Source organism: Shewanella sp., from assembly GCF_041630135.1.
Taxonomy (GTDB): domain Bacteria; phylum Pseudomonadota; class Gammaproteobacteria; order Enterobacterales; family Shewanellaceae; genus Shewanella.
Genome location: NZ_JBFKLW010000001.1, coordinates 59,716 through 84,104, shown reverse-complemented (window position 1 = coordinate 84,104; position 24,389 = coordinate 59,716). Strand labels below are relative to the sequence as shown.

Sequence of the window (24,389 nt, the reverse complement as noted above, 5' to 3'; positions counted from 1 at the left end):
ATCGAACGAACAAGTTCCGGTCATTGCTGGATGCATAGACTGAAAAGGCAAGGATTTGCTATGAAAACACGCCAAGGTTTTACCTTCATTGAGTTAATAATCACAATAGCGATTGCCGCTATTATCCTCAGTATCGCAGCCCCTCAGTTGATTGATTTAACACAAGCGTATCGAGCAGACAGCACAATAAGAGTCATCCATCAAACCTTACAAATGGCGAGAAACGCCGCAATTTCTTACGGTTTGAAGGTGACTGTGTGCCCGTTAAATGAAGGTCAGTGCACCAGTGACTGGCATCTTGGCCTGAGCGTCTTTACCGACTCAGGCAATAGCAAGCAAATTGACGGCAGTGACAAACTGCTGATTCAAACAGGCAGTTTCAATACGAACGACTTTGTTTACTACAATCGCGCAGCAGTTCAATTTCAACCTGATGGACTGGCCTCCGGGAGCAATGGCACCTTAAGGTATTGCCCGGGGTCTCCAGACAGTCCTCATTCAAAAGCTGTTATCGTTAATCAAGCTGGGAGAGTCCGATTCTCACTCGATAAATCAATCAGCTGCTCCCGTTAACTGACTTGATATATGTGCGATATGAAAGCAACCGCTCTATCTATCGTATCTGGTGCGTATCATGTGTTCGCAAGCTGGCTACAGCTCACGAAAAAGCTGAGTAGATTGAGCTTATTAACATAGCGAGCCAAAAACAGCTGATGCGATTATCGAAAACTCTCCAGCTCTACAACTATCATTTTCACGCTGATTTACACTACCCTTTGGTCTATCATTCAGATAACTCCGGGACAAGTTTTGCAGGCAAAGAAGCAGAGATTTTTGAGGCTCGAACACCCGTATAATAGCCAGAAAATATGCTTCTATACACATATCTACTGAAATCGAATTACTTCTCGCTTATACTTTATAGCAGTCTCAGAGAGGAACGATGGATGCGAAATATCAACAACGGCTTTACCTTGGTTGAACTCATGATCACCATAGCTGTGGCAGCGATACTATTGGCTATTGGCGTGCCTTCGTTAACATCTGTATATGAACAGGTAAGAGTCGACAATAATATAGAAAAAGTTCATAACCTGTTCGCATTTGCCCGTAATCAAGCCATAAGTTATGGTGCGACCGTCAATGTATGCTCTTTTGCGACAGCTACAAGTTGTGGCACTTCCACCGACTGGAGTAATGGAATACGAGTCTACATAACTGATGCAGACAACAAAGATCACGAGTTGAGAGCAATAGACGGCTTTGGCGGGCTGGACAAAATAAAATTTTCTGCTATTTCAATGACATTTACTGCAGAAGGTCTCTCTTCCGGAGGAACACTGATTTATTGCCCAAATGCTAAGGCCAGTGGCTCTCAAAGCGTTTCTGTTAGCACTAGTGGACTGGTATCTTACGGTAGTAATGATAATGCATGCTGAAACAAGAAGAATAAAGAGCCCCGATACCGGGGCTATAATGCAAATGTCAAATCAGCTATCTTAACGTCTTACTGTCCACTTCCTGAGCTCGACTGCTCATAAAGTCATTATTTAACGGCACGCACTCTACTACTTTCTTAATATAAACCCTATTCCCATCGCTATCGCGCAACTGCTTTCCGGCTAAATTACTAGAAATTCGGTTAGCCTCATTGACATCCCATCTATAAAAAACAACTTTATCACCTTTAGGCATAAGATTAACGAAACACTTATAATCCTGCTTCTTGGCCAAAGCCACAACTGGAATAGAGGCGACCATTACTGCTAGCAACAGCGTAATTAACTTATTCATTTCCAACACTCCGCTGAAGGCCCCTTTACCCCTGCTGATGTGAGAGTAATAGTGCCACAAGTTGAATCTCTGCTTGCCTGTGAGCCTTTTGCTGTTGCAGTAATTGTAAATGAGCCCGTGCCTGCTGAAGCCACGCTATAATATCCGCTTTCAGTAACGAATGGATTAGCAGCTAATCCTAGTTTAGTCATGTCAGTCGCATAAGCACGATTATCCAAATAGTATTGCTCCTGCAAATTGGCTACCCGCATTACGGCAGCCGCACCTTCAGAGCGCCCACTTTTAGTCACATAATCGGTATAAGATGGGTATGCTATTGCCGCTAATATCGCAACAATAGCCACCGTTAACATTAGCTCAATTAAAGTAAAACCAAACGATTTATTATTCATTAATACTTCACTCATTTATGTGGTAATAAATTTTATTAGTCGTTAGGCCAGACTCCAATTCGACTGTACCTGTACAGTTTTCGCCATCCTCATCACACTTCCCCTTACCAATGATAAGTACAGGTTCAGACTCCGATCCTGGATTATCTGGGTCTACTGGAGGGGTGATAATCTTCGGAGGCTGTGGAATACAGTTGTCACATACATCGATAACGTACTCCTCATTGTAGCGAGCCCCTTTATGCAAATCCAAAGTATACAAGCGGCCGACTGAGGAAACTGTGCACACGTTTTGGTCAGCGGCTGGTTGAGTTGGTATAAATGAAGTGAAATAGACTTTTCCCTTAATAATGACTGAAGGAGAAAGACTTTTCTCACCCGATACCGAGAAATCGAAGTACCAGCCCCTCTTTGTTCCAAACGCAATATTCTCAGCTTCTGTTGCAGGTGATGCTGAAGTCACATCATAGAGACTAGATAATGTTAACGGTTCTGGAATCGTGGTACCGCCATTACCAAACTGCTGCGAAATAACATATCTATCCTGCAACACAAAAAACATATCTTCGGTTGCTAAACTTAAGGGGTCTGGCCTATTACCTGAGCCCAATGTCACCGCATCATAAGGCACATTCTGATAGGCAATAGTCGTTGAAGTACCGGAACCATCGGTAACTGTAACCTTAGTTGAATTAGTAAAATAGGTTTGTGCAACAGAAGGCTCATAGAAGAAGCGACGATCATTAGATGCAAGATTGCCTCCCAAATCTGCAAACTTAAATCCACTCCAAGTGGTCTTATCCGCTGAGGGCAAGTCCATCCGCCAGATCTTCCCACCTAAGTCAGCAGCATATAGACGATCAGTATAGCCATCACTATTACTATCCAGAGTCGCAATTGAGCCGACAATTGAGTCCTCGATACCGGTAAGCACGGTATTCGCGTCGGCGCCAAAACTATGGATCAATCTACCCGTTTCACCGTCCACGAGATAAACAGAACGGCCGACAGAATTTGAGCCATCACCAGAATCATAACCTTGATTATACCCCCCACCAAAAATCACTACCGGCTTATCTGAACCCGGTACTTTAGTCACTACCGGCGTGGACCAAGTCTGCCCCATACCAGAAAAATCACTAACACTACTGGATATTTGCCACATTAAAGAAGGCGAGTCCGGGTCTGTAATATTGATTGCATAATACGAATCCCCTCCCCTTCGCATTCCGACAAACAACCATGCCTTAGTGATAGAACCAGATGAGTTGCGCTCGATATAGGCAACAGGAGAACCATCCATACCATAGGCACTATGGCCAGCAAGATAACTATCCCGGCGGATAATGGCCAAATTTGGAAGAAGCTGGTAAGGCATAAAAGCCCAGCTCTCATCTACTGCGGAACCATAATCTCTGAATGCATGCAATGCGCCATGGTTTGTTCCTACAAAAATACGAACATTTGAACCATCACCACCATAGTCAATTGCCAAGGGTTGAGAGTGGAGAGGGTCTCCCATAATATCCCCCCGAACCCCGGAAAAATCTTCAGAAGTTAAAACACCTTCAGAATCCTTATCAACGTTCTTGCCTTTAATCCAATCAAATGTTGCCGTCAATTCAGCAGTGACGTCTATTTTTGGCAAACCAAGGTATGTCGCAAGTGCATCATCACTTCCTGCAAAGCTAGAAGCATTAGTCTTAGTCAATTCAGCAAGCTTTCCAGCACTGCCAATATCACTTAATATCTTGCGGCTATCCGGATCTATTGCACGGGCTGCTCCGCCTAAAACAACATCGTTTCCGTCATTCCCTGCAGTACATGTACTCCATAAACTACAGGAACTTTCAGCAATACCACCGGAACTATCAATCGCTGATTTACCGGTTGAATCAACCAAAGTACCCGAAGAATTAACTTTCAGTTTCTTCAAATTCCCTGCCCACTTGGGGCTTTGAGCAGGACGGAAAAGCGCATAGTAAGCTGAGTCCAGCGTTCTGGTAGGATCCGCGTTACTGAACGCAACCCCCGGCGCAGAAAAACGCTGCCCCGTCTGTGGAATAGAATCAATAATATTACTAATTGCAGCTTGCAGCCCCACTACATCATCGGCACTGCTGTAAGTACCAAAAACTTTTTTACCTTCGGATGTCATCAAATAAGAGCGCGAGGCTGTTTCTATCAATAACGGCTCTGCATCAGATTCATCTCCAAGACTGAATCCAATGGTGTGCGTTACAACTCTCTGCTTATTTTCCACATCCGGTAATAAGTCGTTGGCAAACATATATTCAGCCAATGCCGGCATATAACTTACTTTAGCGGACTGATCACCACTAGCGGCTTTATATTCATACGGCTGCCCACCCAGTTCCTTAATAGCGTCATTAGCGCTATCATCAAGCACAGGCGCACCATCTGTTATATAGATAATATGGGCTACCTTGTTACACTCTGACAAAGGGGTAATATAGCTCCCCCCATTTTCAACGCTGATATCGTATCCGGGCCTGTTAGCCGTATACTTTATACCCAAATCCTTGTCATTGTAATTGGCATCAGCATGGCCAAACGTTATTTCACCGCCTGAAAAATACTTGTATGCCTCAAATAAGGTTTCACATAACGGCGTATTTGTTTCACCGGGTAAATTGGTTATAGTGCTAAGTAAAGTATCTTTTTCCGATGATGTCCGAGGGCGGATGCCAGCCACAATACGACCGCCATCACTATCCCCCTCACTGGGAAAGTTCAGATTAAAGACAGCTAAACCAAAATCAACAGAAGGGATTGAACTGATTACACCCGATATTGCTGTTTTCGCTATTTCCAATCGAGTAAAACCCATGCCATCCGGAGGGATAGGCAATAGATTATTTTTATACAATGTATACCAACGCAAATAGTTGTCAGTATAGAGCGACACTAATTCCCCATTGTTCCACCCCAATTTTTTAGCATTGGTTTGTGCATTGGTTGAATTATCCCATGGTGAACTTACACTGCCATCCTTGGGAAAACCCAAAGGATAACCTGTCTTAAAAGCACTGCCATCATCATTATTACTGTTGTAACCTAATTCTATATCTTCCCAGCAATCTATCGGGCTATTTATTTCTGCACCACTATTTTCCTTAAGAGGTTGCCAGGTTCCCTTTCCCTTCCCTTTGGTCTTAAACTCCCTGACATAGCCAGTGAACCGACCATATTGATTCAGCGCGTCCCTGGCAGCCTTACAGCCATTTACAAAATCATTAAATCGTCTGGATTCGGAAGGGCTGTCCGGAACCGGAAGGCCTGACTCATCCATACCGGTACCGACCGTGAAATAAATCATGCGCCCCTGATATGAATTAGCACTGCCCACAGCTTCATATGGAATGTCGGGATCGTACCCACCAGGCACACCATCAAGGGTGGTATCCATACTTTTGGAGTTGTCAAAAATAATCAGTACCTGTGGACGGACATTATTGACCGCCGGATTAAGATAGAGATCAGTATCGTCTGCGAAAGACTTAACTGGTACAGCCATTGCTGTAACCAGGCTTAAGAATAAAATTTGTCTAAATTTCATGTTCCGCTCCCGCTAAGCACTTCCTGCTCGATACCAGTTACGACCAATACCTGACCTAAGTTATCCCGACCAAAATTAACCTGGCTCGAGATTTCAATACGTCTACATTTAAATAAATCCGTACCACTCGCTGCAACACTTCGTTGGCAAGACACATTTTTGGGTTGAACTATTAAATTTCCTGCGCCATCATCAACCAAAGGCAGTGGAGTAAGTGTTTGTTTTCCACCGGAAAAAGAATTTTGATTATCAATGGCCGTCATAGTCGCCAAAAACGCTTGTGTTTTATTCAGCAGCACAGCCGCAACGCCGCCATCGGCCAGGGCCTTTGCCTCGATTCGTTCAGCTCCGGCGCCAGCCATTCGTAAAGACTGAGTCGAATTTACCGCCAACGCAACACCAATAACCGTCATTAAGATTAAAACGATCAAGGCAAAAAATAACACAACCCCTTTTTGCTTCTTCATTCGCAACCTCATTCAATTCCTAATCAACACAGGATTTTCAAGCATCACAGTGGTTGACATTACCTTACGCCTAAAATGATCTTTAGGCGCCAATATGACCTTATCCCCTAACTGAAATTGAGTCTCGTTTGTATAGCTGGCATCCTGCTCCACCGAACGAACGAGCAAAAACACTTTTAATGCAACGATTCGCTGAAATGATTGGTTATCCCACATAACAGTATCAACACTACCAACCGGAACATAACGATTGGGAATATCATCACCATCATCGTCCACACCGTATAAAACTCTTAAGTTTTCGATACCTTCAACCAATTGCTCTTCGTTATTCATGCCATTAACGACCGAAAGCGTCCTTCTCCGTAATACCGGGATTGCTCCATCACTTTTTATAAAATAAATATGATGCTGATACTCCCAATAACGACTATTCTCAAGAGCCGGTGCAACCTGATTGCCGGTAAAAAAGATGGCCTGACTTGAAGTCGTTGCAACATAATGATTTGACGCCACATTTGGTGTTAACGTATTAGGGCCAACCAGCCTTTTAATTTGCAGAACGTCTGTTTTTGCATTAACTCCACTCAAACAATTAAAGCTCGTACCACTAACACCCGCCTCATAGCCCCAAATTCGTCTGAAATGTGAGGCAGTGCCATTAGGTAACGTCGCATTATTTACGCCGCCACCAATACAATCATTAGGAACTGCTGCGCTTGATATTGTTGTGTTACTGCCCACAATGAAATCGGTTCCCGTCATATCTCCCATAAAAGCGAGCTGACTTAAATCTCGCTCCATAATGGCCAAGGCTATACGGCCGTTTTCTTGTAATTGATTAAACTGGCTTGTAGTCGTCACATTTGAAGAAGACATACTGAACATCGTGAAAATACCTGCTGACAAAAACAGGCTAATCACGAGTGCTACCATTAACTCGACAAGAGACATCCCTGACTGAGTACGCATCATTAAAATCTTCATCCCGATTAGATCACCGTTTGAACCAAAAAGAGTCGACGATTGGAAGTTGACGAACCACAATCATTAGCTCCTGATTCGATAGACGTTTCACGAATACCTTTCCAAGCCATGGTCACAGATACATTATTCCCATTTACCACAACGCAAGCTGTAGGTGAGTCCAACCCACCCACACTTTGAGTTCCAACCTTCTCCGCATTGCCATTAAACAATGTCTGCCATTCGTATAAATCCCAATTAGCCATCTCTGAAGAAGAACACACCACAGCTCCCTGACATTGCTTAGTGACAGTAGTTGGTACACCACTATAGGTACCTGCATAAGTTGCTAATTGAGTTGGATTCAGCTTCATCCGGTTAATAATATCATTGGCATAGTATGAAGCCTGGGTCTGCTGAAAAGACTCGAAACTCCCTCGCTTAGAAACGATATGCAAATTAAAAATGCCAATAAGGCCCACCACCAGTATCACCAGTGCGACCATCACTTCTATCAGGGAAAATCCATTCCTGAACTTATTCATCAGCGTCAAATCTCCGGTATTCGACATTTTTTTGACAACAAAACCAAGAAATTACCTTTTAAAATCTTAACGTTACCAGCATTAACCGCCCCACGAGTTAATCATAGTTTAGCCCATTGTTTGCTGCCAGTAACAATAGCATCTAAGAAACGATTCCATTATACCGATAACCTTCCGGTAATAAAAAAGAGGCTTGCGCCTCTTTTTTAACATTTTATTTTCAAACAATCATCTAAGTTCGACAGGTACGGCAAAAACAACGTCCTCTTTTCGACCTTCAACCTCAGTCACTACGCTGGGCGCAAGATGGGTAATGGCATCAATAACCTGCTTGACCAACACTTCCGGTGCAGATGCACCGGCTGTCACGGCCACTCTATCGACACCGGCAAACCACTGGGCTTGTACATCAGTCGCATTATCGACGAGATAAGCCTGGGTACCCGACTTTTCGGCAAGTTCGCGAAGCCGGTTGGAGTTAGAACTGTTTTTAGACCCAACAACGATGAAGAGCTTGGCCTGAGTCGCCAGACTGCGCACTGCATCCTGGCGATTTTGAGTGGCGTAACAAATATCGTCCTTGCGTGGCCCCTCAATGGACGGAAACTTCGCCTGCAGCGCCGCGATGATGTCCAGCGTATCGTCAACCGACAATGTAGTTTGGGTGACGAAGCACAGGTTATCCGGGTCTTTCACCTGAAGCGCTTCGACGTCTTCCACCGACTCAATCAGATAAACGCCACCCTCAGGGTTATCGTACTGGCCCATGGTACCTTCAACTTCCGGATGGCCTTCATGACCAATCAGGATGCATTCAACCCCTTTGCGGCTGGCACGGGTTACCTGCAGGTGCACCTTGGTCACCAGCGGGCAAGTGGCATCGAATACCTTCAGACCACGCTTTTTGGCCTCGGCACGCACCGCCTGTGACACCCCGTGGGCAGAGAAGATCACTATGCTGTTATCCGGCACCTGATGCAGCTCTTCTACGAAAATAGCACCACGGTCTTTGAGGTTTTGCACCACATAACGGTTGTGCACCACCTCGTGACGCACATATATAGGTGGCGAAAACAGCTCAAGGGCGCGCTCAACGATGCTGATGGCGCGATCCACCCCGGCACAAAAGCCCCGTGGATTGGCGAGCAGAATGTTCATCTGTCCAGTCATCAAAGTTCCTCCAGCACTTCCAGCTCGAAGGTCACGGCCTGACCGGCCAGTGGATGGTTCAGGTCAACTGTCACAGAATCGCCAGCCACATCACGGACAATACCTGGAATTTCGCTGCCACCGGGGCCGGAAAAACTGACAATAACGCCCGTTTCCAGCTGCATATCGGCGGGGAAGCGGCTGCGATCGAGATGATGAATCGCATCAGGATTCACTTCACCAAAGGCATCCTCAGGCTGCAGGGTGAACTTGTGCGAATCACCCGCCTTAAGTGCACCGAGTTCAGCTTCAAACGCCGGACTCAGGCTGCCATCACCAATATTGAGACGTGCCGGCTTACCCGATGCCTTAGTGCTGTCGGCAGTAGAGCCATCAGATAAGAGAATATTCATATGGCACAGCAACGACTTTTGGCTCATGTGTTACTCCTTGATGGCCTTGTCATCCGAGCTGGACGCGCTAAAGCTGTCGATAATAATCAGCACGGCACCGATAAAGATGGCGGCATCAGCAATATTGAACGCAGGGTAATGGGCGGTGTTCCAATAAAAATCGAGAAAATCCACCACAAAACCGTGCATCAGACGGTCAACCAGATTCCCAAGCGCTCCGCCTATTACCAGGGTGTAGGCCAGATTCAGGCGCACCATGTTGGCTGGCTGCTTACGCAGCCAAATGGTTAACAGCACGCTGAAGCCCACAGCCACCGCCGTAAACAGCCAGCGCTGCCAGCCCCCTGCGTCATGCAGGAAGCTGAAGGCAGCGCCATAGTTGCGCACATAGGTGAAGTTAAAAAACGGCAGCAGCTTGACCGACTCATACAGGTCAAAGTTGGCCAGCACCCACTGCTTGGACAGCTGGTCGGCCAAAAACACCACCACCACTACCCAATACCAGCGCAAGCCACTTTCTTTCCAATTCAGTTGCATGGCCATCCTTATGCAAAGGCGCGGGCTTCGCCCTCACCCTCAATGTTGGTCACACAGCGGCCACACAGGCTTGGATGGGCTTCAACTGAACCCACATCTTCACGGTGATGCCAGCAACGCTCGCACTTGGCAGCTTCTGTCTTGGCAACCAACACCTTAAGACCGGCAAGCTCAGTGGCAACAGCCGATTCGGGCGCAGCATCAATAGGCAATACCTTGGCGTCCGAGGTCAACAGCACAAAGCGCAGTTCATCCCCGAGCACGGCTACCTTGGCAGCAAGTTCAGTATCGGCATACAGGGTCACTGCAGCTTCAAGCGAACCACCCAGCACCTTGTCTCGGCGCGCCTGCTCAAGCTCTTTATTCACTTCGTTACGCACAGAAAGCAGCAGTTCCCAGTGGCTGTCGGCCAAATCGCTTTCCAGCGTGATTGACTCCAGGCCTTCATACCATTCCTGGGTGAACACATAGGCTTCACGCTTACCAGGCAACAGCTGCCAAATTTCATCGGCAGTGAAGCTCAGTACAGGCGCAATCCAGCGCACCATGGCTTCGGCGATGTGGAACAGCGCAGACTGACAGCTGCGACGTGCATGGCTTTCACGCTTGGCGGTGTACTGACGGTCCTTAATGATGTCCAGATAGAAGCTGCCGAGCTCTACTGAGCAGAACTGCATCAGCTTATGGGTCACCATGTGGAAATTGTACTGCTCATAGGCGGCAATGATTTCGCTCTGCACCTTGGCGGCGCGGCGCACCATCCAGCGATCCAGCGCAACCATGTCTTCTACGGCTACCATGTCGGTTTCAGGCTCAAAACCATTGAGGTTCGCCAGCAGGAAACGACCTGTGTTACGGATACGGCGATAAGAGTCGGCGGCGCGATTCAAGATTTCATCGGATACGCTCATCTCACCGCTGTAATCGGTGGCAGCGACCCACAGACGCAGGATGTCTGCGCCGAGCTTGTTGGTTACTTCCTGAGGCGCAATCACGTTGCCGATGGACTTGGACATCTTGCGGCCCTTGCCATCCACGGTAAAGCCGTGGGTCAGCACCTGCTTGTAAGGCGCCTTGGCATGCATGGCGCTAGACAGCATCAGCGACGACATAAACCAGCCGCGGTGCTGATCCGAGCCTTCCAGGTACAGATCCACGCCATGGCCCTGGAACTCAGGACGGGCAGCCACCACGGTTTCGAAAGTCGAACCTGAGTCATACCAAACGTCCAGCGTATCGGTCACTTTGCGATACTGGTCGGCTTCATCGCCTAGCAGTTCGGCCGCGTCCAGATCCCACCAGGCCTGAATGCCCTGCTGCTCGATGCGGTGCGCCACGCGCTCCATCAAGGAGACTGAATCTGGGTGCAACTCTTCGGTTTCCTTGTTAACAAACAAGGTGATAGGCACGCCCCAGGTACGCTGACGAGAGATACACCAGTCAGGACGATTGGCGACCATGGTCTCAATACGGCTCTGGCCCCAATCAGGGATCCACTGGGTGTCTTTAATTTCGCCCAGTGCAGTGCTGCGCAGGCCCTGGTTATCCATGGAGATAAACCACTGCGGGGTTGCGCGGAAAATGATTGGTGTTTTGTGGCGCCAACAATGTGGGTAGCTGTGACGGTAAGCCACATGGTTCAGCAGCGAGCCTTTTTCTTTCAAAAGCGCTACCACGTTGTCGTTGGCTTTAAAGACATGCTGACCGGCAAAGAAAGGCGTATCGGCCTTATACACGCCGTTGTCGCTCACAGGATTGGCGACTTCCAGACCATACTTCTGCCCTACCACAAAGTCATCCTGACCATGGCCAGGGGCGGTGTGCACCACACCGGTACCGGCATCGGTGGTCACGTGGTCGCCCAAAATTACCGGCACGTCAAAGTCGAGGAAAGGGTGAGCAAAGCGCATCAGCTCAAGCTCGCTGCCTTTTACGCGGCCCAGCACTTCGAATGACTCGGCGCCAAAACGCTTCACACAGTCTTCGTGCAGTACGTCAGCCACCAAAATGGCACGGGTCACGTCCTCTTTAGTAAAGGACACCAGCACATATTCAAGGTCGCCGGATACGGCCAGCGCGCGGTTGGCAGGCAGAGTCCAGGGGGTGGTGGTCCAGATAACCATGGCAATATCTTGGCCGTACTGTGCTACGCCAAACTTGGCCAGCAGCGCAGACTTATCAACCACATTGAAACCCACGTCGATGGCAGGAGACGTCTTATCTTCGTACTCCACTTCGGCTTCGGCCAACGCCGAGCCACAGTCGGTACACCAGTGTACTGGCTTGACACCTTTTTGCAGGTGGCCGTTGGAGATAACTTTAGCCAGTGAGCGCACTATGTTGGCTTCAGTGGCAAAGTCCATAGTCAGGTATGGGTTGTGCCAGTCACCCAGCACGCCCAGACGGATAAAGTCTTCGCGCTGACCTTCAACCTGAGCAGCAGCATACTTGCGGCACTCTTCACGGAATTCGGCGGCAGAAATCTTCTGACCAGGCTTACCTACTTTTTGCTCTACTTTAAGCTCAATAGGCAGACCATGGCAGTCCCAACCCGGCACATAAGGGGCATCGAAGCCCGCCATGGTTTTGGACTTGATAATGATGTCTTTGAGGATCTTGTTTACAGAGTGACCAATGTGAATGCTGCCGTTGGCGTAGGGAGGGCCATCGTGCAGGATAAATGGCTTGCGGCCAATGCGGCTGTCACGGATCTGCTGATACAGCTTGTCCTTGTTCCAGCGCTCAAGCATTGCGGGCTCGCGATTAGCCAGATTCCCACGCATCGGAAACTCAGTTTCCGGCAAATTCAAAGTAGATTTATAGTCGCTCATCGATCCTATACCGTTAATTGCCAAATAGTTTTAGCGTTTTACTCAACCTGCATCGTCACCAAGCAGAGCCCGGGCTCTGTCGGCATCGTTCCAAATCTGTTTTTTCAGGGCATCGAGGGATTCAAAGGGCTGCTCGTCGCGAATTTTCGCCACCAGCTCCACTTCCACCCGTTTGCCATAGAGGTTGCCTTCAAAATCAAACAGATGCACCTCAAGTTGGCACACCTGTCCATTTACTGTTGGCCTGAAACCCACATTGGCCACCCCTTCATATATATCACTGCCATCCCACCAGAGCTTGACGGCAAACACGCCGCGCACAGGTACCACTTTGCGCTTAAGCGCAATATTGGCCGTGGGAAAGCCTATCGTCCTGCCAAGCTTTTGCCCATGGGCTACGCGGCCACTTAAGGTAAAAGGATGGCCAAGCAGCCGTCTTGCCTGCTCCAAATGGCCCTTGGCGAGCTGCTCGCGCACTGCGGTAGAACTCACTCGCAGGTCGCCCACCATAAATGAGTGGGTGTTGACCACGGCAAAGCCGAAACGCTCGCCAGCCTTTTTTAACATCTCGAAATTACCGGCACGACCCTTGCCGAAGCAAAAATCATCGCCAACCACCAAGTACTTCACCCCAAGCTTACGAACCAACAGGTCTTCGATAAAGTGCTCTGAATCCATGGAGGCGAACTTGTTGTTAAAGTTGACGCACAACAATCTATCAATGCCCAGCTCGTCCAGCAGCACTATTTTGTCACGCAGCAAACTCAGACGCGACGGCGCATCATCGCCACGAAACAGCTCCTGTGGTTGGGGTTCAAAGGTCATCAAGGTCGCAGGCAATCCAAAATGCTTGGCCCGCTCAACCAAACTGGCAATCACTTTGGCGTGCCCGCGATGAACACCGTCAAAGTTACCTATGGTTAGCACACATCCCCGATGGGCGGGCAAAATATTGTGAATTCCGCGGATTAATTCCATGTGACCTGACAACTGGCGTACGTAAATTGGCGGATTATATCTCAGCTGACGCCGAGAATCAGCCCTTGCGGACGCGTTTCATCTGCCACGGCTTAATCCCCAGCAGAATAAGCGATACCCCATACACCACAGCGCCCAGCCCAATATAGCCTGCGAGTGCACCGGCGCGCTCACCAATATGCCACTCAAGCCACATCGACTGCGCAGGCAACAGATACCACAGCAGCGCCGTCATAGCGAGGGTAGACACAGTCACCTTGGCAAAAAACACCAACGTTGTTCTTGCCACTTTATAGACACCGGCTTTATGCAAACCACGATAAAGCAGTGCAGCATTGAGCAGCGCTGATAACGAAGTTGCAATCGCCAGCCCCACATATCCAAAGGGTACTGCAAACAGAATGTTGAACACCATATTGCTCACCATGGCAACAATACCGTAACGCACTGGTGTTTTGGTGTCCTGACGAGAGTAATAACCAGGTGCCAACACTTTGATCAGCATGAAGTTGAGCAGGCCTGCACCATAGGCCATCAGACTATATGACGCCATTTCCACATCACTGATATCAAAGGCACCGCGCATAAACAGCACCATTAACATGGGTTTGGCCAGCACTATCAACCCCAACATCGCAGGCATGCCCAGAAGCAGAATCGCCCTCACCCCCCAGTCCATGGTTTTGGCAAAGCCGTCCCCTTCATCATTAACATGCTTTTTCGACAGTGCGGGCAATACCACTGTGGCGATGGCAATGCCAAACAGTCCGAGCGGAAATTCAAGTAAACGGTCAGAGTAATAGAGCCAGCTGATAGAGCCCGTCATCAGGAAACTGGCAATAAAGGTATCGAACAACAAATTAATTTGCGACACCGACACACCGAACAACGCCGGTATCATCAGGGTGCGGATTTTGGTCACTCCGGGGTGGTGCCACCCCCACGAGGGCTTTACCAATGCCCGTTCACGGTACAAAAACGGAATTTGAAACAAAAACTGGATAACACCACCGGCAAACACCCCCCATGCCAGTCCAATCTCAGGATGCTCAAGTGAGGGCGAAAACCACAGCGCTGAGGCAATAATGGCGACATTGAGGAATACCGGGGTGAAAGCTGAAATTGCGAAGCGACCACGGGTATTGAGAATAGACCCAGCCAGCGCAGTAAAGGTGATAAACCACAAATAAGGAAAGGTGATCTTTAACATCAAAGCGGCAAGTTCGAACTTAGCTGCATTTTCACCGCCTTCGAGCCAATCCAAAAACCAGCCACCACCAAAGAGCGCAGCCAGAATTGGCGAACCTATTACCCCAAACAAGGTCACTATAGTCACCAGCCCACCCAGAGTACCGGCGACTTTGGACAGCAGTTCACGGGTCTCATCGCTGCTGCGCTTTTCCTGATATTCGGTCAGAACCGGTACAAATGCCTGCGCAAATGCGCCTTCGGCAAATAGCCTGCGCAAAAAATTAGGAATTTTATTGGCGAAAAAGAATACATCAGCGCTGGCTCCGGCCCCCATCAGATTGGCCACAACCATGTCCCGGATTAGACCTAATACACGAGAGATCAACGTCATGGCACTGACTATCATCCCTGACTTCAGAAGTTTCTTGCTCAAAACGCCCCCTGGAAAGGTACGGAAAATGCGGGTGATATCTTGGAAAAAAACGCTTCAAGCTCTGTCACACGGCAGTATTTGCTGGTAGAATTGCGCCACATTTTACACGAGTTGGGTTGAAGATAGCCAAGTCGGGTTGGATTAATTTGCTTTTATGGCCGATATTCAACCATTGCCATTGACAAGGTGGCAAAATACGGGCATATTCCTCGACCTTTGAAAGTATCAATCCCAAGTTTTTAGGAGTTGCACCTTGGCTAACAGCAAGACTGCAAAGAAGCGCGCGCTTCAATCTGAAAAGCGTCGCCAGCACAACGCCAGCCGTCGCTCAATGCTGCGTACCTACGTGAAGAAAGTTATCGCTGCCATCAAAGCTGGCGATCACAAAGCTGCTACCGAAGCCTTCACCGTGGCTCAGCCTATCGTTGACCGTATGGCTACCAAAGGCCTGATCCACAAGAACAAGGCTGCCCGTCATAAGGCTCGTCTGAACGCCCGTATCAAGGCTCTGGCTGCTTAATTGCTGCCAGCAAGACGTAAAAAAACCGGCTCAGGCCGGTTTTTTTATATCTGCTCAATGGCAATATATATTGTTGAGTAATTTGATGATTTCTTTCACCTCGTCACTCTTCAATGAGTAAAACACCGTCTGAGCTTCCTTGCGGGTTGTGACGAGATTGTCTTTACGAAGCCAGGCCAGGTGCTGCGATAAGGCAGACTGACTCAGTCCCAGTTTCTTGTTCATCTCACCAACACACATCTCGCCCTCATTCAGCAGATGGCACAAAATAAACAATCGACGTTCATTGGCCAGTGCCTTGAGCAGCACCACTGCATGATCAGCTCGCTCCTGCATCAATTCTATATTCATTACGAGCATTTTCTCCTAATACAAACCCCGAGCCTAATATAGCGTTGGCTTACAGAACGCGTCGGGACACAGCCCACACTTTTTGTTAGATTGTTTTCAAAAATGGGATGTATATAAAAAAATTCGAGGAAACACATGAAAACCCTACCCAAGATTTTGGCTGGTGTCATGCTGGCAGCATGCACAGCAAGTCTTTCTGCTCACGCGACAATTAATAAAAATCATGAAGTTGCAAAAGCACTTGCCCAAAAAGCCCAGGCTTCTTCACTTGGCTTTGATATTGTGGAATCTCTGACAGTTGAAGTGGGCCCCAGACTGGCCGGCAGTGCTCAGGATAAAGTGGCCGTTGACTGGGCCATGGCCAAACTCACCAGCCTTGGTTTCGATAAGGTTTATAAAGAACCGGTAACAGTGCCGGTTTGGCACCGCGGAATCGCCCGCGCCAGCATCAAAAGCCCCTTCCCTCAGCCCATGGTAATTACTGCACTTGGCGGCAGTGTCGCCACACCAGAGGGCGGGATCAGCGCCCCTATCGCACGTTTTGACAGTCTGGATGCCCTGAACCAAGCACCAGCAGGCTCTCTGACGGGAAAAATTGCCTTTATCGATGCTAAAACCGAGCGTCACCGTGACGGTGCCGGATACGGCAAAACCGCCGGTGGCCGCAGCCGCGGCGCCATTGCAGCATCCCAGAAGGGGGCACTTGCCATTATTATTCGCTCCATAGGGACCGACCACGACCGTATGGCGCATACTGGCATGATGCATTACCAAGATGGCATTACGCCCATTCCCGCCGCAGCTATTTCCAACCCGGATGCCGATTTAATTCACGCCATGCTGAAACGTAATCACAGCGTGGTGGTATCGCTGGAACTGGGCTCAGAGCGACGCGGCGAAGCCACCTCCTACAATGTGATTGCCGAAGTGCGTGGCACCACCAAGGCCGATGAAATTGTGTTGATAGGTGCCCATCTGGACTCCTGGGATGAAGGAACCGGCGCTATTGATGACGGCGCTGGCGTCGCCATAGTTACCGCGGCGGCCAAACATATTCTCGACCTGCCACAAAAACCTGCCCGTACCATTCGGGTGGTGCTATATGCTGCAGAGGAAGTTGGTCTGGTGGGCGGCAAGACATATGCCAAGGCCCATGAGGCCGAGCTTGCCAAGCATTACATTGCTGCCGAATCCGACTTCGGTGCAGGACGTATTTATCAGATTGACTGGCGGGTGACCGATAGCGCTCACCAGAGCATGCTATCTGCCATGGCTGTCTCGGAAAAGCTGGGAGTCTTGGCCGGCAACAACAAGGCCTCGGGTGGCCCGGATGTGTCTATGTTGCCTGCCCTTGGGGTACCTGTCGCCTCACTGCGTCAGGATGGCAGTGATTACTTCGACTATCACCACACGCCAAACGATACCCTGGATAAGATTGATCCAGAAGCCTTAACGCAAAACGTAGCTGTCTATGCCCAGTTCGCCTGGATGATGGCAAACAGCGATGTGGCGCTACGCCCCTTACCTGCCAAGGAATAATTCCCGCTATCCCATAAAAAAACGCGGCCAATAGCCGCGTTTTTTTATTACTCAATTGAACTGTCCGCTTTTAACCACTTTCAGCAGGTTTAGCGCTCTTCCCGCAAAAACACCGGCTGCAACGGTTTGGACTGCTCTGGGCTGTAGTAATAGCCGTCGTAATTGAAGTCATGAAGCGCTTCAATACTGGTTGACCGGGTCGCCAGAATAAAGCGGGTCATCAGTCCCCTCGCCTTTTTCGCGTAGAAACTGATTATTTTATACTGGCCATTCTTGGCGTCTTTAAATACCGGGCTGACCACTGTGCCCTGGATATGTTTGGCAGACACAGCTTTGAAGTACTCATTGGACGCTAGATTCACCAAAACATCGTCACCCTGGGCTGCCAGGGCTTCGTTGAGTTTGTCGGTGATAATACTGCCCCAGAACTCATACAGGTTCTTGCCACGACCGTTGGCGAGGCCTGTACCCATCTCGAGCCGGTAGGCCTGCATTAAATCCAGCGGCTTAAGCAGCCCATAAAGGCCTGATAACATCCGCAGGTGGGACTGGGCATAACCAAGCTCGTCCGCGCTCAGGGTGTCGGCATCCAGGCCGGTGTACACATCGCCACGAAAGGCAAACAACGCCTGCTTGGCATTTTCCAGCGAAAATTCAGGGGACCAGCTGGCAAAGCGTGCAGCATTGAGCCCGGCAATTTTGTCACTGACCGACATCAGGGAGGCGATATCCGCAGGTGTGAGGGCACGGCAGACATCAATCAGCTCTCGGCTGTGCTCGACAAATTCCGGCACAGTAAACTCACCTGTTGGGGCTGAATTTTCATAATCCAATGTTTTAGCGGGGGAAATAACAACCAGCATAGATATCTCTGTCTCCTCTTGTCTGAGGTTATGATACCCAAGCGATATAAAAAAACCACGCCAGAAGGGCGTGGTTTTTTCAGATTAAGCTAATCGACTCAGCTTTCACTTGCCTCGGCACGGGCTGTTTTCGGCCAGATGTCAGTTTCAACCTGACCATCAAGCTCAGGGAACTTACTACGATCGAACACAGGCATATCGCCGTTCTTCAGCTGATCACGGTAGTCATTAATCACCCGGATAGCCAAACCTGACAGCAGCACCAACGCCACAATATTCACAATCGCCATCAACCCCATGGACACATCTGCCAAATCCCATACCAGACTAATCTTGGCCATGGCTCCGAACATCACCATACCGAGCACTGCGACACGAAATACTGGCAGCGCCTTCTTACGGTTGCCAGACAGGAACATCACGTTGGTTTCGGCGTAAGAGTAGTTGGCGATGATAGAGGTAAAGCAGAACAGCAAAATCGCAAACGCGATAAAGGCGCCACCCCATTCGCCCACATGACTGGTCAAGGCATCGATAGTGAGCTTAATACCATCGCTTTCGCCGCCCATATCACCGGCAAGCAAAATAATAGCTGCGGTGGCGGTACAGATCACCAGGGTATCAACAAACACGCCCATCATCTGCACAAAGCCCTGTGACGCAGGATGGTTTGGATTAGGCGACGCACTGGCAGCCACGTTAGCAGCGCTGCCCATACCGGCTTCGTTAGAGAACAAACCACGGGCGATACCAGCCTGCATAGCCTGAGCCACACTGTAAGCCACGCCGCCGGCAACCGCTTCCTGCCAGCCAAAGGCACTCTTAATTATCAGCATGAACACATCAGGCAGCTTCTCAAGGTTGAACACCACCACCACAGAGGCAATAAGCAAATACGCCAGTGCCATAAAGGGCACCACGATTTCAGATACCCTGGCCACCTTGCGCAGGCCGCCCATGATCACAAAACCGCTGGCCACAACGATGGCAATTCCCACATACATGGGGTCAAAACCAAACACCCGCTCCATGGCACCTGTGATGGTGTTGGCCTGAACGGCATTAAACACCAATCCAAAGGCAAGAATCAGGAACAACGAGAACAACACACCCATCCAGCGCTGACCCAGACCCTTCTCCATATAATAAGCAGGGCCGCCACGGAACTGACCGTCTTCATCTTTAACTTTGTAGATTTGCGCCAGGGTCGACTCAATCATGGCCGTGGCCATACCGAGCACAGCAATGGCCCACATCCAGAACACGGCTCCGGGTCCGGCCATACCGATAGCCACAGCCACACCAGCCATATTCCCCGCACCTACACGGGCGGCCATGCTGGTGCAAAACACCTGAAAGGACGACAGTCCGCCATTTCCACCCTGCCGACTAATGGTTAACACTTTTATACCATGCCGAAAATGCGTCAGCTGGATAAAGGCCAATCGAACGGTAAAATACAGACCAGCACCGACGAGTCCGTATACCAGCAACTTGCCCCAAAGCAGCGCATTTAAAAAATTCACAATAGTTTCAAACATAATTTGTACTTCATTCCTTCTGCAACAGCCCTGAGCTCCACTCGCGGGCCGCTGTTGCGACTGATCTTTGCAAGATCATGATTAGCTGTAATTTTTATATAATTTTATCCTTTCCGTGGCTAAATTTCAGCACGGTTACAGCTACGTAGCGCCCAAGGGACGCGGCAAATTAGCACAGTATTTCAAATAATCCGCGTGATCAAGCTCACGTTTACGCATTTATACGACACCCTTATCACGCACAAAATACAGAGATAAGATACTGTTAAAATTCGATTAACAATCGAAACAGAACTAGATTAAGGGAGAAAGTTAGTGAATTAAACTTTGGAAAATTGGAGGTTGGGCACATTTTTGTAAAAAAATTACAAATATAGTAGCACCCAAGAACACTTCCGATTAACCATTTTAAGCATCGAGAGGCTTATTATGACTCAACCGCACGAGATTAGCGCACTGAAGAAATTTGTGCGTGCCACCAACTTCCTGGCCACGTCACAAATTTATCTCAAGCAGAATGTGTTGCACAAAAGGCCACTGGCCCATGGAGACATCAAACCCAGACTACTCGGCCACTGGGGTACCTGTCCCGGCATCAACTTTGTCTATGCCAACGTTAACCGTCTCATCGTAAAACACAAGCGTCCTTTCCTTTATCTCGTCGGCCCAGGCCATGGTTTCCCAGCAGTTCAGGCCAACCTCTTCATTGAAGGCTCTCTGAGTCACTATTACCCAGAAACCATCCCATATAATGAAACCGGCATTGAAGATATCTGTAAGAAATTTTCAGCTGCATATGGCTATCCTTCACACGCCAACCCAGAAGCTCCTGGCCAGATCCTCGAAGGTGGTGAACTGGGCTACTCTTTGTCTGTGGGTTTTGGTGCTGTACTGGATAACCCTGACCTTATTGCCACTGTACTTGTGGGTGACGGTGAGGCCGAAACAGGCCCTCTGGCAGCCTCATGGTATGCCAACCGCCTGATTAACCCTGCTACCTGTGGTGCTGTGCTGCCTATCGTACACATTAACGGTTACAAGATCTCCGGTCCAACCCGCATGGGCCGTATGAGCCACGAAGAACTGGATCTCGAGTTCCGTGGTCTCGGTTATCACCCAATTATCGTTGATGACCAGCAAGAAGAAGATGTCTATGTGCAGATGACCAACGCCATGGATCTCGCATACGATTTGATCAATGACATCCAAACCCGCGCCCGCAGCGGTGAAGATGTATGTAAGCCACGCTGGCCAGTGATCCTGATGCGCACAGCCAAGGGCTGGACCGGTGTATCAGAAGATAACGGTAAGAAACTCGAAGGTAACTGCGAGTCGCACCAGGTTATTGTCAACAAGTGCGCCACCGACAAGAAACACCTGGATGCACTGGACAACTGGCTGTCAAGCTACGGTTTTGCTGAGCTTTACAAAGTTAACGAACAGGGCGCACTTGAGTTCGATGCAGAAATCGCCAGTCTTATTCCACCAAAAGAGCTGACCATTGGTCGTCAGCGCCTGTCTTATGGCGGTGAAGTGGTTCGAGCCCTGTCTAACCCAGATCTGTCAAAACTGTCCTATGGTCCAGAAGTACCTCGCGGTCACCGCGGCTACTCAATGAACAAAATGGGCGAGTGGATGCGCGAAGCCTTCAAGCTTAACCGCGATCAGCGTAACCTGCGTATCTTCAGCCCGGACGAGACTTACTCCAACCAGTTGCAAGCAGTATTTGAAGAAACTGACCGCGCCTGGCAGTGGCCTATTGAGAGCTGGGATCAGGACATGGCCCGCGACGGCCGCGTACTGGAACTGTTGTCTGAAAACCTGCTGTTCGGCATGATGCATGGTTACACAGTAACCGGCCGTCACGGTATGTTCCCAACCTATGAGGCTTTCTCTCAGGTTATATCGTCCATGGCTGACCAATACTGTAAGTACGTCTATGCAAGCCAGGGGGTGCACTTCCGTAAGCCGCTGCCTTCTTGCAACGTAGTACTGTCTTCATTGCTGGAGCGTCAGGATCACAACGGTTACTCGCACCAGAACCCAAGTTTCCTTGGTGCCATGCTGGAAAAACACCCAGAGATCATCTCTGCTTACCTGCCAGCCGATGCCAACAGCACCCTGGTTTACACCGAGCGTGCCTACGCTGACCGCGACAAACTGAACATCATCGTAGCCGGTAAGAAAGAGCTGCCTCAATGGCTGACTCTGGATGAAGCCCGCCGCCAGGCCAAAGATGGTCTGATGATTTGGGACTTTGCCTCAGATGAAGACCCGGATGTGGTACTGGCCGGTTGTGGTGACTATGCCACCCAGGAATGTATGGCCTCGCTGGTGCTCATTCGCGAACTGCTGCCACGGGTACGTGTCCGCTTTGTGAGTGTCTCAGAACTTAACTCCAATGGTCTGGGTAGCCGCAAGTTCCAGCAAAAGCCATGGATGATGGATGAAATCTTCACCAAAGATAAAGGTGTAGTATTTAACTATCACGGTTATCCGAACACCATCAAGAAGCTGGTATTCGATTACAAGGGCAGCCACAGATTCCGCATCAAAGGCTACGAAGAAGAAGGCTCAACCACCACTCCATTCGACATGGGCGTGCGTAACGGTACCTCCCGCTACCACCTGGTGATCGATATGGCGTACAAGCTGTTCCAGCAAGGTATTATTGATGAGACCCAGCACGTGGCCATCACTACTGACATGCTGCAACGCCTGGTTGACCACAAAAACTACATCAAGGCAAATGGCGTAGATCCAACCTATATCGAAAACTGGATTTGGACCCGCTGATACTGCACCTAGCAGATAATCCGCTGTAACAACAAAGGCACTCGTGATGAGTGCCTTTTTATTTTCTTCGTAAAAAAGAATGTTCTGTAGCAATACGTCTGATTAGCATGGATAATAAACAGGGCTTGCTAAAACACAAATGGAATACACCACAATAAAGTGCAGGCTATGCTTTCGAAGCATAATGGTGAAAAACATCAAATAATGGACTTGGAGAATAATGATGAATAACTCATTGAAAGTAGCACTGCTCGCATCTGTACTGCCATTCGGTGTAATGGCATCTGATGAAGGCATGAGCCCATGGTACGTGGGTGGTGGTGTAGGTATTAATAACTACGAGCCAAATTGCGATCAAAAAACCATGAAAGTTTGCGGTGAAGACAGCCCCTATGCATGGGACGTATTCGCAGGTTACCTGTTCAATGACTACTTCGGTGTAGAACTGGGTTATCGTGACCTGGGTCGCGCTGAATGGATTGACTACGCCAACGCCCTGAACGATGTGGGCGCCAAGGGCACTTCACTCGGTCTGGTTGCTTTCTGGCCTTTCGCCGCCAAGTGGAGCCTTTCTGCTGAAGCCGGTGCTATGAACTATCTGGTTTATAACAACAAGCAGTGGGGTTCAAAGTACTACAGCGACAGCGGTGTTGCTCCATTCATTGGCGCAGGTATCGGCTACAACTTTACCGACAACCTGAAACTGTCCGCCAAATATCGTCGTTATGAAAACCTTGACGAAGATAAGTGGAACACCCTGGAAATGGAAAGCAACTACTGGGGTCTGGAACTGAGCTACCGTTTCGGCAGCGAGTCCAAGCCAGCGCCAGTGGCCGCCCCGGTTGTAGTTGCACCGGCAGACTCTGACAACGACGGTGTAACTGACGATCTGGACAAGTGCCCAGCCACGCCAGCCAACCATAAAGTTGACGCCGATGGTTGTACTGTCTACAAAGATGACGTGACAACACATAATCTGGGTTCTCTGCGCTTTGCCAACAACTCATCAGTAATTAATCCAAGTTCTTATGAGTCCGTGGAAAAGCTGGCTAACTACATGAACCAGCACCCAGGTTCAACCGTAGAAATCGGTGGCCATGCCTCAAATGTAGGCAACGCCGATTACAACCAAAAGTTGTCTGAAAAGCGTGCCAACGCTACAGCCAAACTGCTGGTTGAAAAGTACGGTATCAGTGCTGACCGCGTAACAGCCAAAGGTTACGGTATCAGCAATCCAGTTATGGAAGGCAATACTGCCGAAGCTCACGCAGCCAACCGCCGCGTAGAAGCAGTTGTAACTGGCTCTGAAAAGGTAGCTGTGCTCAAGTAATTCTTGAGTCTTGCTTGAAAGCCACTGCCTTGCAGTGGCTTTTTTCATTGCTGATGCCACAAGTATCGATAAACGATTCCCGAATGGAAATTTTAAGTCGTTTTTGTAATTTTTTTTCATGTCGCGGTTGGAAAAAAGTGCAAAATCGCTTCTAATATTGAGTCTATAACTCC

21 protein-coding genes are annotated in these 24,389 nt (G+C 49.1%); 6 read left to right on the top strand and 15 right to left on the bottom strand.

Annotated elements, in window-relative coordinates; all coding sequences use genetic code 11:
• The first annotated feature begins 60 nt into the window (after window positions 1-60).
• Both ABYK60_RS00390 and ABYK60_RS00385 read left to right on the top strand, forming a co-directional pair.
• Window positions 61-573, top strand: coding sequence for a GspH/FimT family protein (locus ABYK60_RS00390; protein ID WP_372869777.1), 513 nt, complete (start codon window positions 61-63; stop codon window positions 571-573).
• Window positions 574-947: 374 nt separating this feature from the next.
• Entirely contained in the window at window positions 948-1,439 is a 492-nt protein-coding gene (locus tag ABYK60_RS00385) for a GspH/FimT family pseudopilin (RefSeq protein WP_372869775.1), read from the top strand.
• A gap of 55 nt (window positions 1,440-1,494) precedes the next feature.
• On the opposite strand, the gene ABYK60_RS00380 is transcribed toward ABYK60_RS00385, so the two are convergent.
• From ABYK60_RS00380 to murJ, 12 genes are all read right to left on the bottom strand, one after another.
• Entirely contained in the window at window positions 1,495-1,794 is a 300-nt protein-coding gene (locus ABYK60_RS00380) for a TapY2 family type IVa secretion system protein (protein ID WP_372869773.1), read from the bottom strand.
• Window positions 1,791-2,186, bottom strand: a complete 396-nt coding sequence (locus tag ABYK60_RS00375) for a type IV pilin protein (protein WP_372869771.1) — start codon at window positions 2,184-2,186, stop codon at window positions 1,791-1,793. The genes ABYK60_RS00380 and ABYK60_RS00375 overlap by 4 nt, the downstream gene beginning before the upstream one ends.
• Window positions 2,187-2,193: 7 nt before the next feature.
• Window positions 2,194-5,766, bottom strand: a complete 3,573-nt coding sequence (locus tag ABYK60_RS00370; protein WP_372869769.1) for a pilus assembly protein — start codon at window positions 5,764-5,766, stop codon at window positions 2,194-2,196.
• The gene (locus ABYK60_RS00365) at window positions 5,763-6,233 is read right to left on the bottom strand and encodes a PilX N-terminal domain-containing pilus assembly protein (RefSeq protein ID WP_372869767.1); all 471 of its coding nucleotides are present in this window, start codon (window positions 6,231-6,233) and stop codon (window positions 5,763-5,765) included. Before ABYK60_RS00365 ends, ABYK60_RS00370 begins: the two co-directional genes overlap by 4 nt.
• A 12-nt stretch (window positions 6,234-6,245) precedes the next feature.
• On the bottom strand, window positions 6,246-7,208 hold the full coding sequence (locus ABYK60_RS00360; RefSeq protein WP_372869765.1) for a PilW family protein: 963 nt from the start codon (window positions 7,206-7,208) through the stop codon (window positions 6,246-6,248).
• Window positions 7,209-7,225: 17 nt separating this feature from the next.
• The gene (gene pilV / locus ABYK60_RS00355; RefSeq protein ID WP_372869763.1) at window positions 7,226-7,744 is read right to left on the bottom strand and encodes a type IV pilus modification protein PilV; all 519 of its coding nucleotides are present in this window, start codon (window positions 7,742-7,744) and stop codon (window positions 7,226-7,228) included.
• 228 nt (window positions 7,745-7,972) lie between these two features.
• Complete coding sequence (gene ispH / locus ABYK60_RS00350) at window positions 7,973-8,902, bottom strand: 4-hydroxy-3-methylbut-2-enyl diphosphate reductase (RefSeq protein WP_372869892.1); 930 nt, start codon at window positions 8,900-8,902, stop codon at window positions 7,973-7,975.
• A gap of 11 nt (window positions 8,903-8,913) precedes the next feature.
• On the bottom strand, window positions 8,914-9,333 hold the full coding sequence (gene fkpB / locus ABYK60_RS00345) for an FKBP-type peptidyl-prolyl cis-trans isomerase (RefSeq protein ID WP_372869761.1): 420 nt from the start codon (window positions 9,331-9,333) through the stop codon (window positions 8,914-8,916).
• Between the two features lie 3 nt (window positions 9,334-9,336).
• Complete coding sequence (gene lspA / locus ABYK60_RS00340) at window positions 9,337-9,843, bottom strand: signal peptidase II (protein WP_372869759.1); 507 nt, start codon at window positions 9,841-9,843, stop codon at window positions 9,337-9,339.
• Between the two features lie 8 nt (window positions 9,844-9,851).
• Window positions 9,852-12,674 carry an isoleucine--tRNA ligase gene (ileS, locus tag ABYK60_RS00335; RefSeq protein WP_372869757.1) on the bottom strand — a complete coding sequence of 941 codons (2,823 nt, stop codon included), beginning with the start codon at window positions 12,672-12,674 and terminating at the stop codon, window positions 9,852-9,854.
• 42 nt (window positions 12,675-12,716) lie between these two features.
• A complete protein-coding gene (gene ribF / locus ABYK60_RS00330; RefSeq protein WP_372869755.1) occupies window positions 12,717-13,652 on the bottom strand; it encodes a bifunctional riboflavin kinase/FAD synthetase in 936 nt (311 codons plus the stop codon).
• A gap of 58 nt (window positions 13,653-13,710) precedes the next feature.
• Window positions 13,711-15,276 (bottom strand): murein biosynthesis integral membrane protein MurJ, encoded by a 1,566-nt coding sequence (gene murJ / locus ABYK60_RS00325; RefSeq protein WP_372869753.1) that lies wholly within the window; start codon window positions 15,274-15,276, stop codon window positions 13,711-13,713.
• Window positions 15,277-15,529: 253 nt separating this feature from the next.
• Here murJ and rpsT point away from each other — a divergent pair, with 253 nt between their 5' ends.
• Window positions 15,530-15,796: a 30S ribosomal protein S20 gene (rpsT, locus tag ABYK60_RS00320; RefSeq protein ID WP_372869751.1), complete on the top strand. Its 267-nt coding sequence runs from the start codon at window positions 15,530-15,532 to the stop codon at window positions 15,794-15,796.
• Between the two features lie 54 nt (window positions 15,797-15,850).
• On the opposite strand, the gene ABYK60_RS00315 is transcribed toward rpsT, so the two are convergent.
• Complete coding sequence (locus ABYK60_RS00315) at window positions 15,851-16,147, bottom strand: ArsR/SmtB family transcription factor (RefSeq protein WP_372869750.1); 297 nt, start codon at window positions 16,145-16,147, stop codon at window positions 15,851-15,853.
• Between the two features lie 135 nt (window positions 16,148-16,282).
• On the opposite strand from ABYK60_RS00315, the gene ABYK60_RS00310 reads away from it, so the two are divergent.
• Window positions 16,283-17,686 carry a M20/M25/M40 family metallo-hydrolase gene (locus tag ABYK60_RS00310; RefSeq protein ID WP_372869748.1) on the top strand — a complete coding sequence of 468 codons (1,404 nt, stop codon included), beginning with the start codon at window positions 16,283-16,285 and terminating at the stop codon, window positions 17,684-17,686.
• 89 nt (window positions 17,687-17,775) lie between these two features.
• Here the strand turns inward: ABYK60_RS00310 and yaaA are convergent, their stop codons facing one another.
• Complete coding sequence (gene yaaA / locus ABYK60_RS00305; RefSeq protein WP_372869746.1) at window positions 17,776-18,549, bottom strand: peroxide stress protein YaaA; 774 nt, start codon at window positions 18,547-18,549, stop codon at window positions 17,776-17,778.
• Between the two features lie 98 nt (window positions 18,550-18,647).
• Complete coding sequence (locus tag ABYK60_RS00300; RefSeq protein WP_372869743.1) at window positions 18,648-20,090, bottom strand: alanine/glycine:cation symporter family protein; 1,443 nt, start codon at window positions 20,088-20,090, stop codon at window positions 18,648-18,650.
• A gap of 429 nt (window positions 20,091-20,519) precedes the next feature.
• Here ABYK60_RS00300 and ABYK60_RS00295 point away from each other — a divergent pair, with 429 nt between their 5' ends.
• Window positions 20,520-22,886: a phosphoketolase family protein gene (locus ABYK60_RS00295; protein WP_372869741.1), complete on the top strand. Its 2,367-nt coding sequence runs from the start codon at window positions 20,520-20,522 to the stop codon at window positions 22,884-22,886.
• A 220-nt stretch (window positions 22,887-23,106) separates the two neighbouring features.
• Window positions 23,107-24,216 carry an OmpA family protein gene (locus tag ABYK60_RS00290; RefSeq protein ID WP_372869739.1) on the top strand — a complete coding sequence of 370 codons (1,110 nt, stop codon included), beginning with the start codon at window positions 23,107-23,109 and terminating at the stop codon, window positions 24,214-24,216.
• The last annotated feature ends 173 nt before the right edge of the window (window positions 24,217-24,389 follow it).

What these genes read in the sequence shown, in the direction of transcription:
- ABYK60_RS00385 (WP_372869775.1), top strand. Translation starts at nt 948, where the DNA reads ATGCGAAATATCAACAACGGCTTTACCTTGGTTGAACTCATGATCACC.
- ABYK60_RS00380 (WP_372869773.1), bottom strand. Translation starts at nt 1,794, where the DNA reads ATGAATAAGTTAATTACGCTGTTGCTAGCAGTAATGGTCGCCTCTATT.
- ABYK60_RS00360 (WP_372869765.1), bottom strand. Translation starts at nt 7,208, where the DNA reads ATGATGCGTACTCAGTCAGGGATGTCTCTTGTCGAGTTAATGGTAGCA.
- ABYK60_RS00300 (WP_372869743.1), bottom strand. Translation starts at nt 20,090, where the DNA reads ATGTTTGAAACTATTGTGAATTTTTTAAATGCGCTGCTTTGGGGCAAG.
- ABYK60_RS00390 (WP_372869777.1), top strand. Translation starts at nt 61, where the DNA reads ATGAAAACACGCCAAGGTTTTACCTTCATTGAGTTAATAATCACAATA.
- ABYK60_RS00315 (WP_372869750.1), bottom strand. Translation starts at nt 16,147, where the DNA reads ATGAATATAGAATTGATGCAGGAGCGAGCTGATCATGCAGTGGTGCTG.
- yaaA (WP_372869746.1), bottom strand. Translation starts at nt 18,549, where the DNA reads ATGCTGGTTGTTATTTCCCCCGCTAAAACATTGGATTATGAAAATTCA.
- ispH (WP_372869892.1), bottom strand. Translation starts at nt 8,902, where the DNA reads ATGAACATTCTGCTCGCCAATCCACGGGGCTTTTGTGCCGGGGTGGAT.
- fkpB (WP_372869761.1), bottom strand. Translation starts at nt 9,333, where the DNA reads ATGAGCCAAAAGTCGTTGCTGTGCCATATGAATATTCTCTTATCTGAT.
- ABYK60_RS00295 (WP_372869741.1), top strand. Translation starts at nt 20,520, where the DNA reads ATGACTCAACCGCACGAGATTAGCGCACTGAAGAAATTTGTGCGTGCC.
- ABYK60_RS00375 (WP_372869771.1), bottom strand. Translation starts at nt 2,186, where the DNA reads ATGAATAATAAATCGTTTGGTTTTACTTTAATTGAGCTAATGTTAACG.
- ribF (WP_372869755.1), bottom strand. Translation starts at nt 13,652, where the DNA reads ATGGAATTAATCCGCGGAATTCACAATATTTTGCCCGCCCATCGGGGA.
- ABYK60_RS00365 (WP_372869767.1), bottom strand. Translation starts at nt 6,233, where the DNA reads ATGAAGAAGCAAAAAGGGGTTGTGTTATTTTTTGCCTTGATCGTTTTA.
- ABYK60_RS00370 (WP_372869769.1), bottom strand. Translation starts at nt 5,766, where the DNA reads ATGAAATTTAGACAAATTTTATTCTTAAGCCTGGTTACAGCAATGGCT.
- ileS (WP_372869757.1), bottom strand. Translation starts at nt 12,674, where the DNA reads ATGAGCGACTATAAATCTACTTTGAATTTGCCGGAAACTGAGTTTCCG.
- lspA (WP_372869759.1), bottom strand. Translation starts at nt 9,843, where the DNA reads ATGCAACTGAATTGGAAAGAAAGTGGCTTGCGCTGGTATTGGGTAGTG.
- ABYK60_RS00290 (WP_372869739.1), top strand. Translation starts at nt 23,107, where the DNA reads ATGATGAATAACTCATTGAAAGTAGCACTGCTCGCATCTGTACTGCCA.
- ABYK60_RS00310 (WP_372869748.1), top strand. Translation starts at nt 16,283, where the DNA reads ATGAAAACCCTACCCAAGATTTTGGCTGGTGTCATGCTGGCAGCATGC.
- pilV (WP_372869763.1), bottom strand. Translation starts at nt 7,744, where the DNA reads ATGAATAAGTTCAGGAATGGATTTTCCCTGATAGAAGTGATGGTCGCA.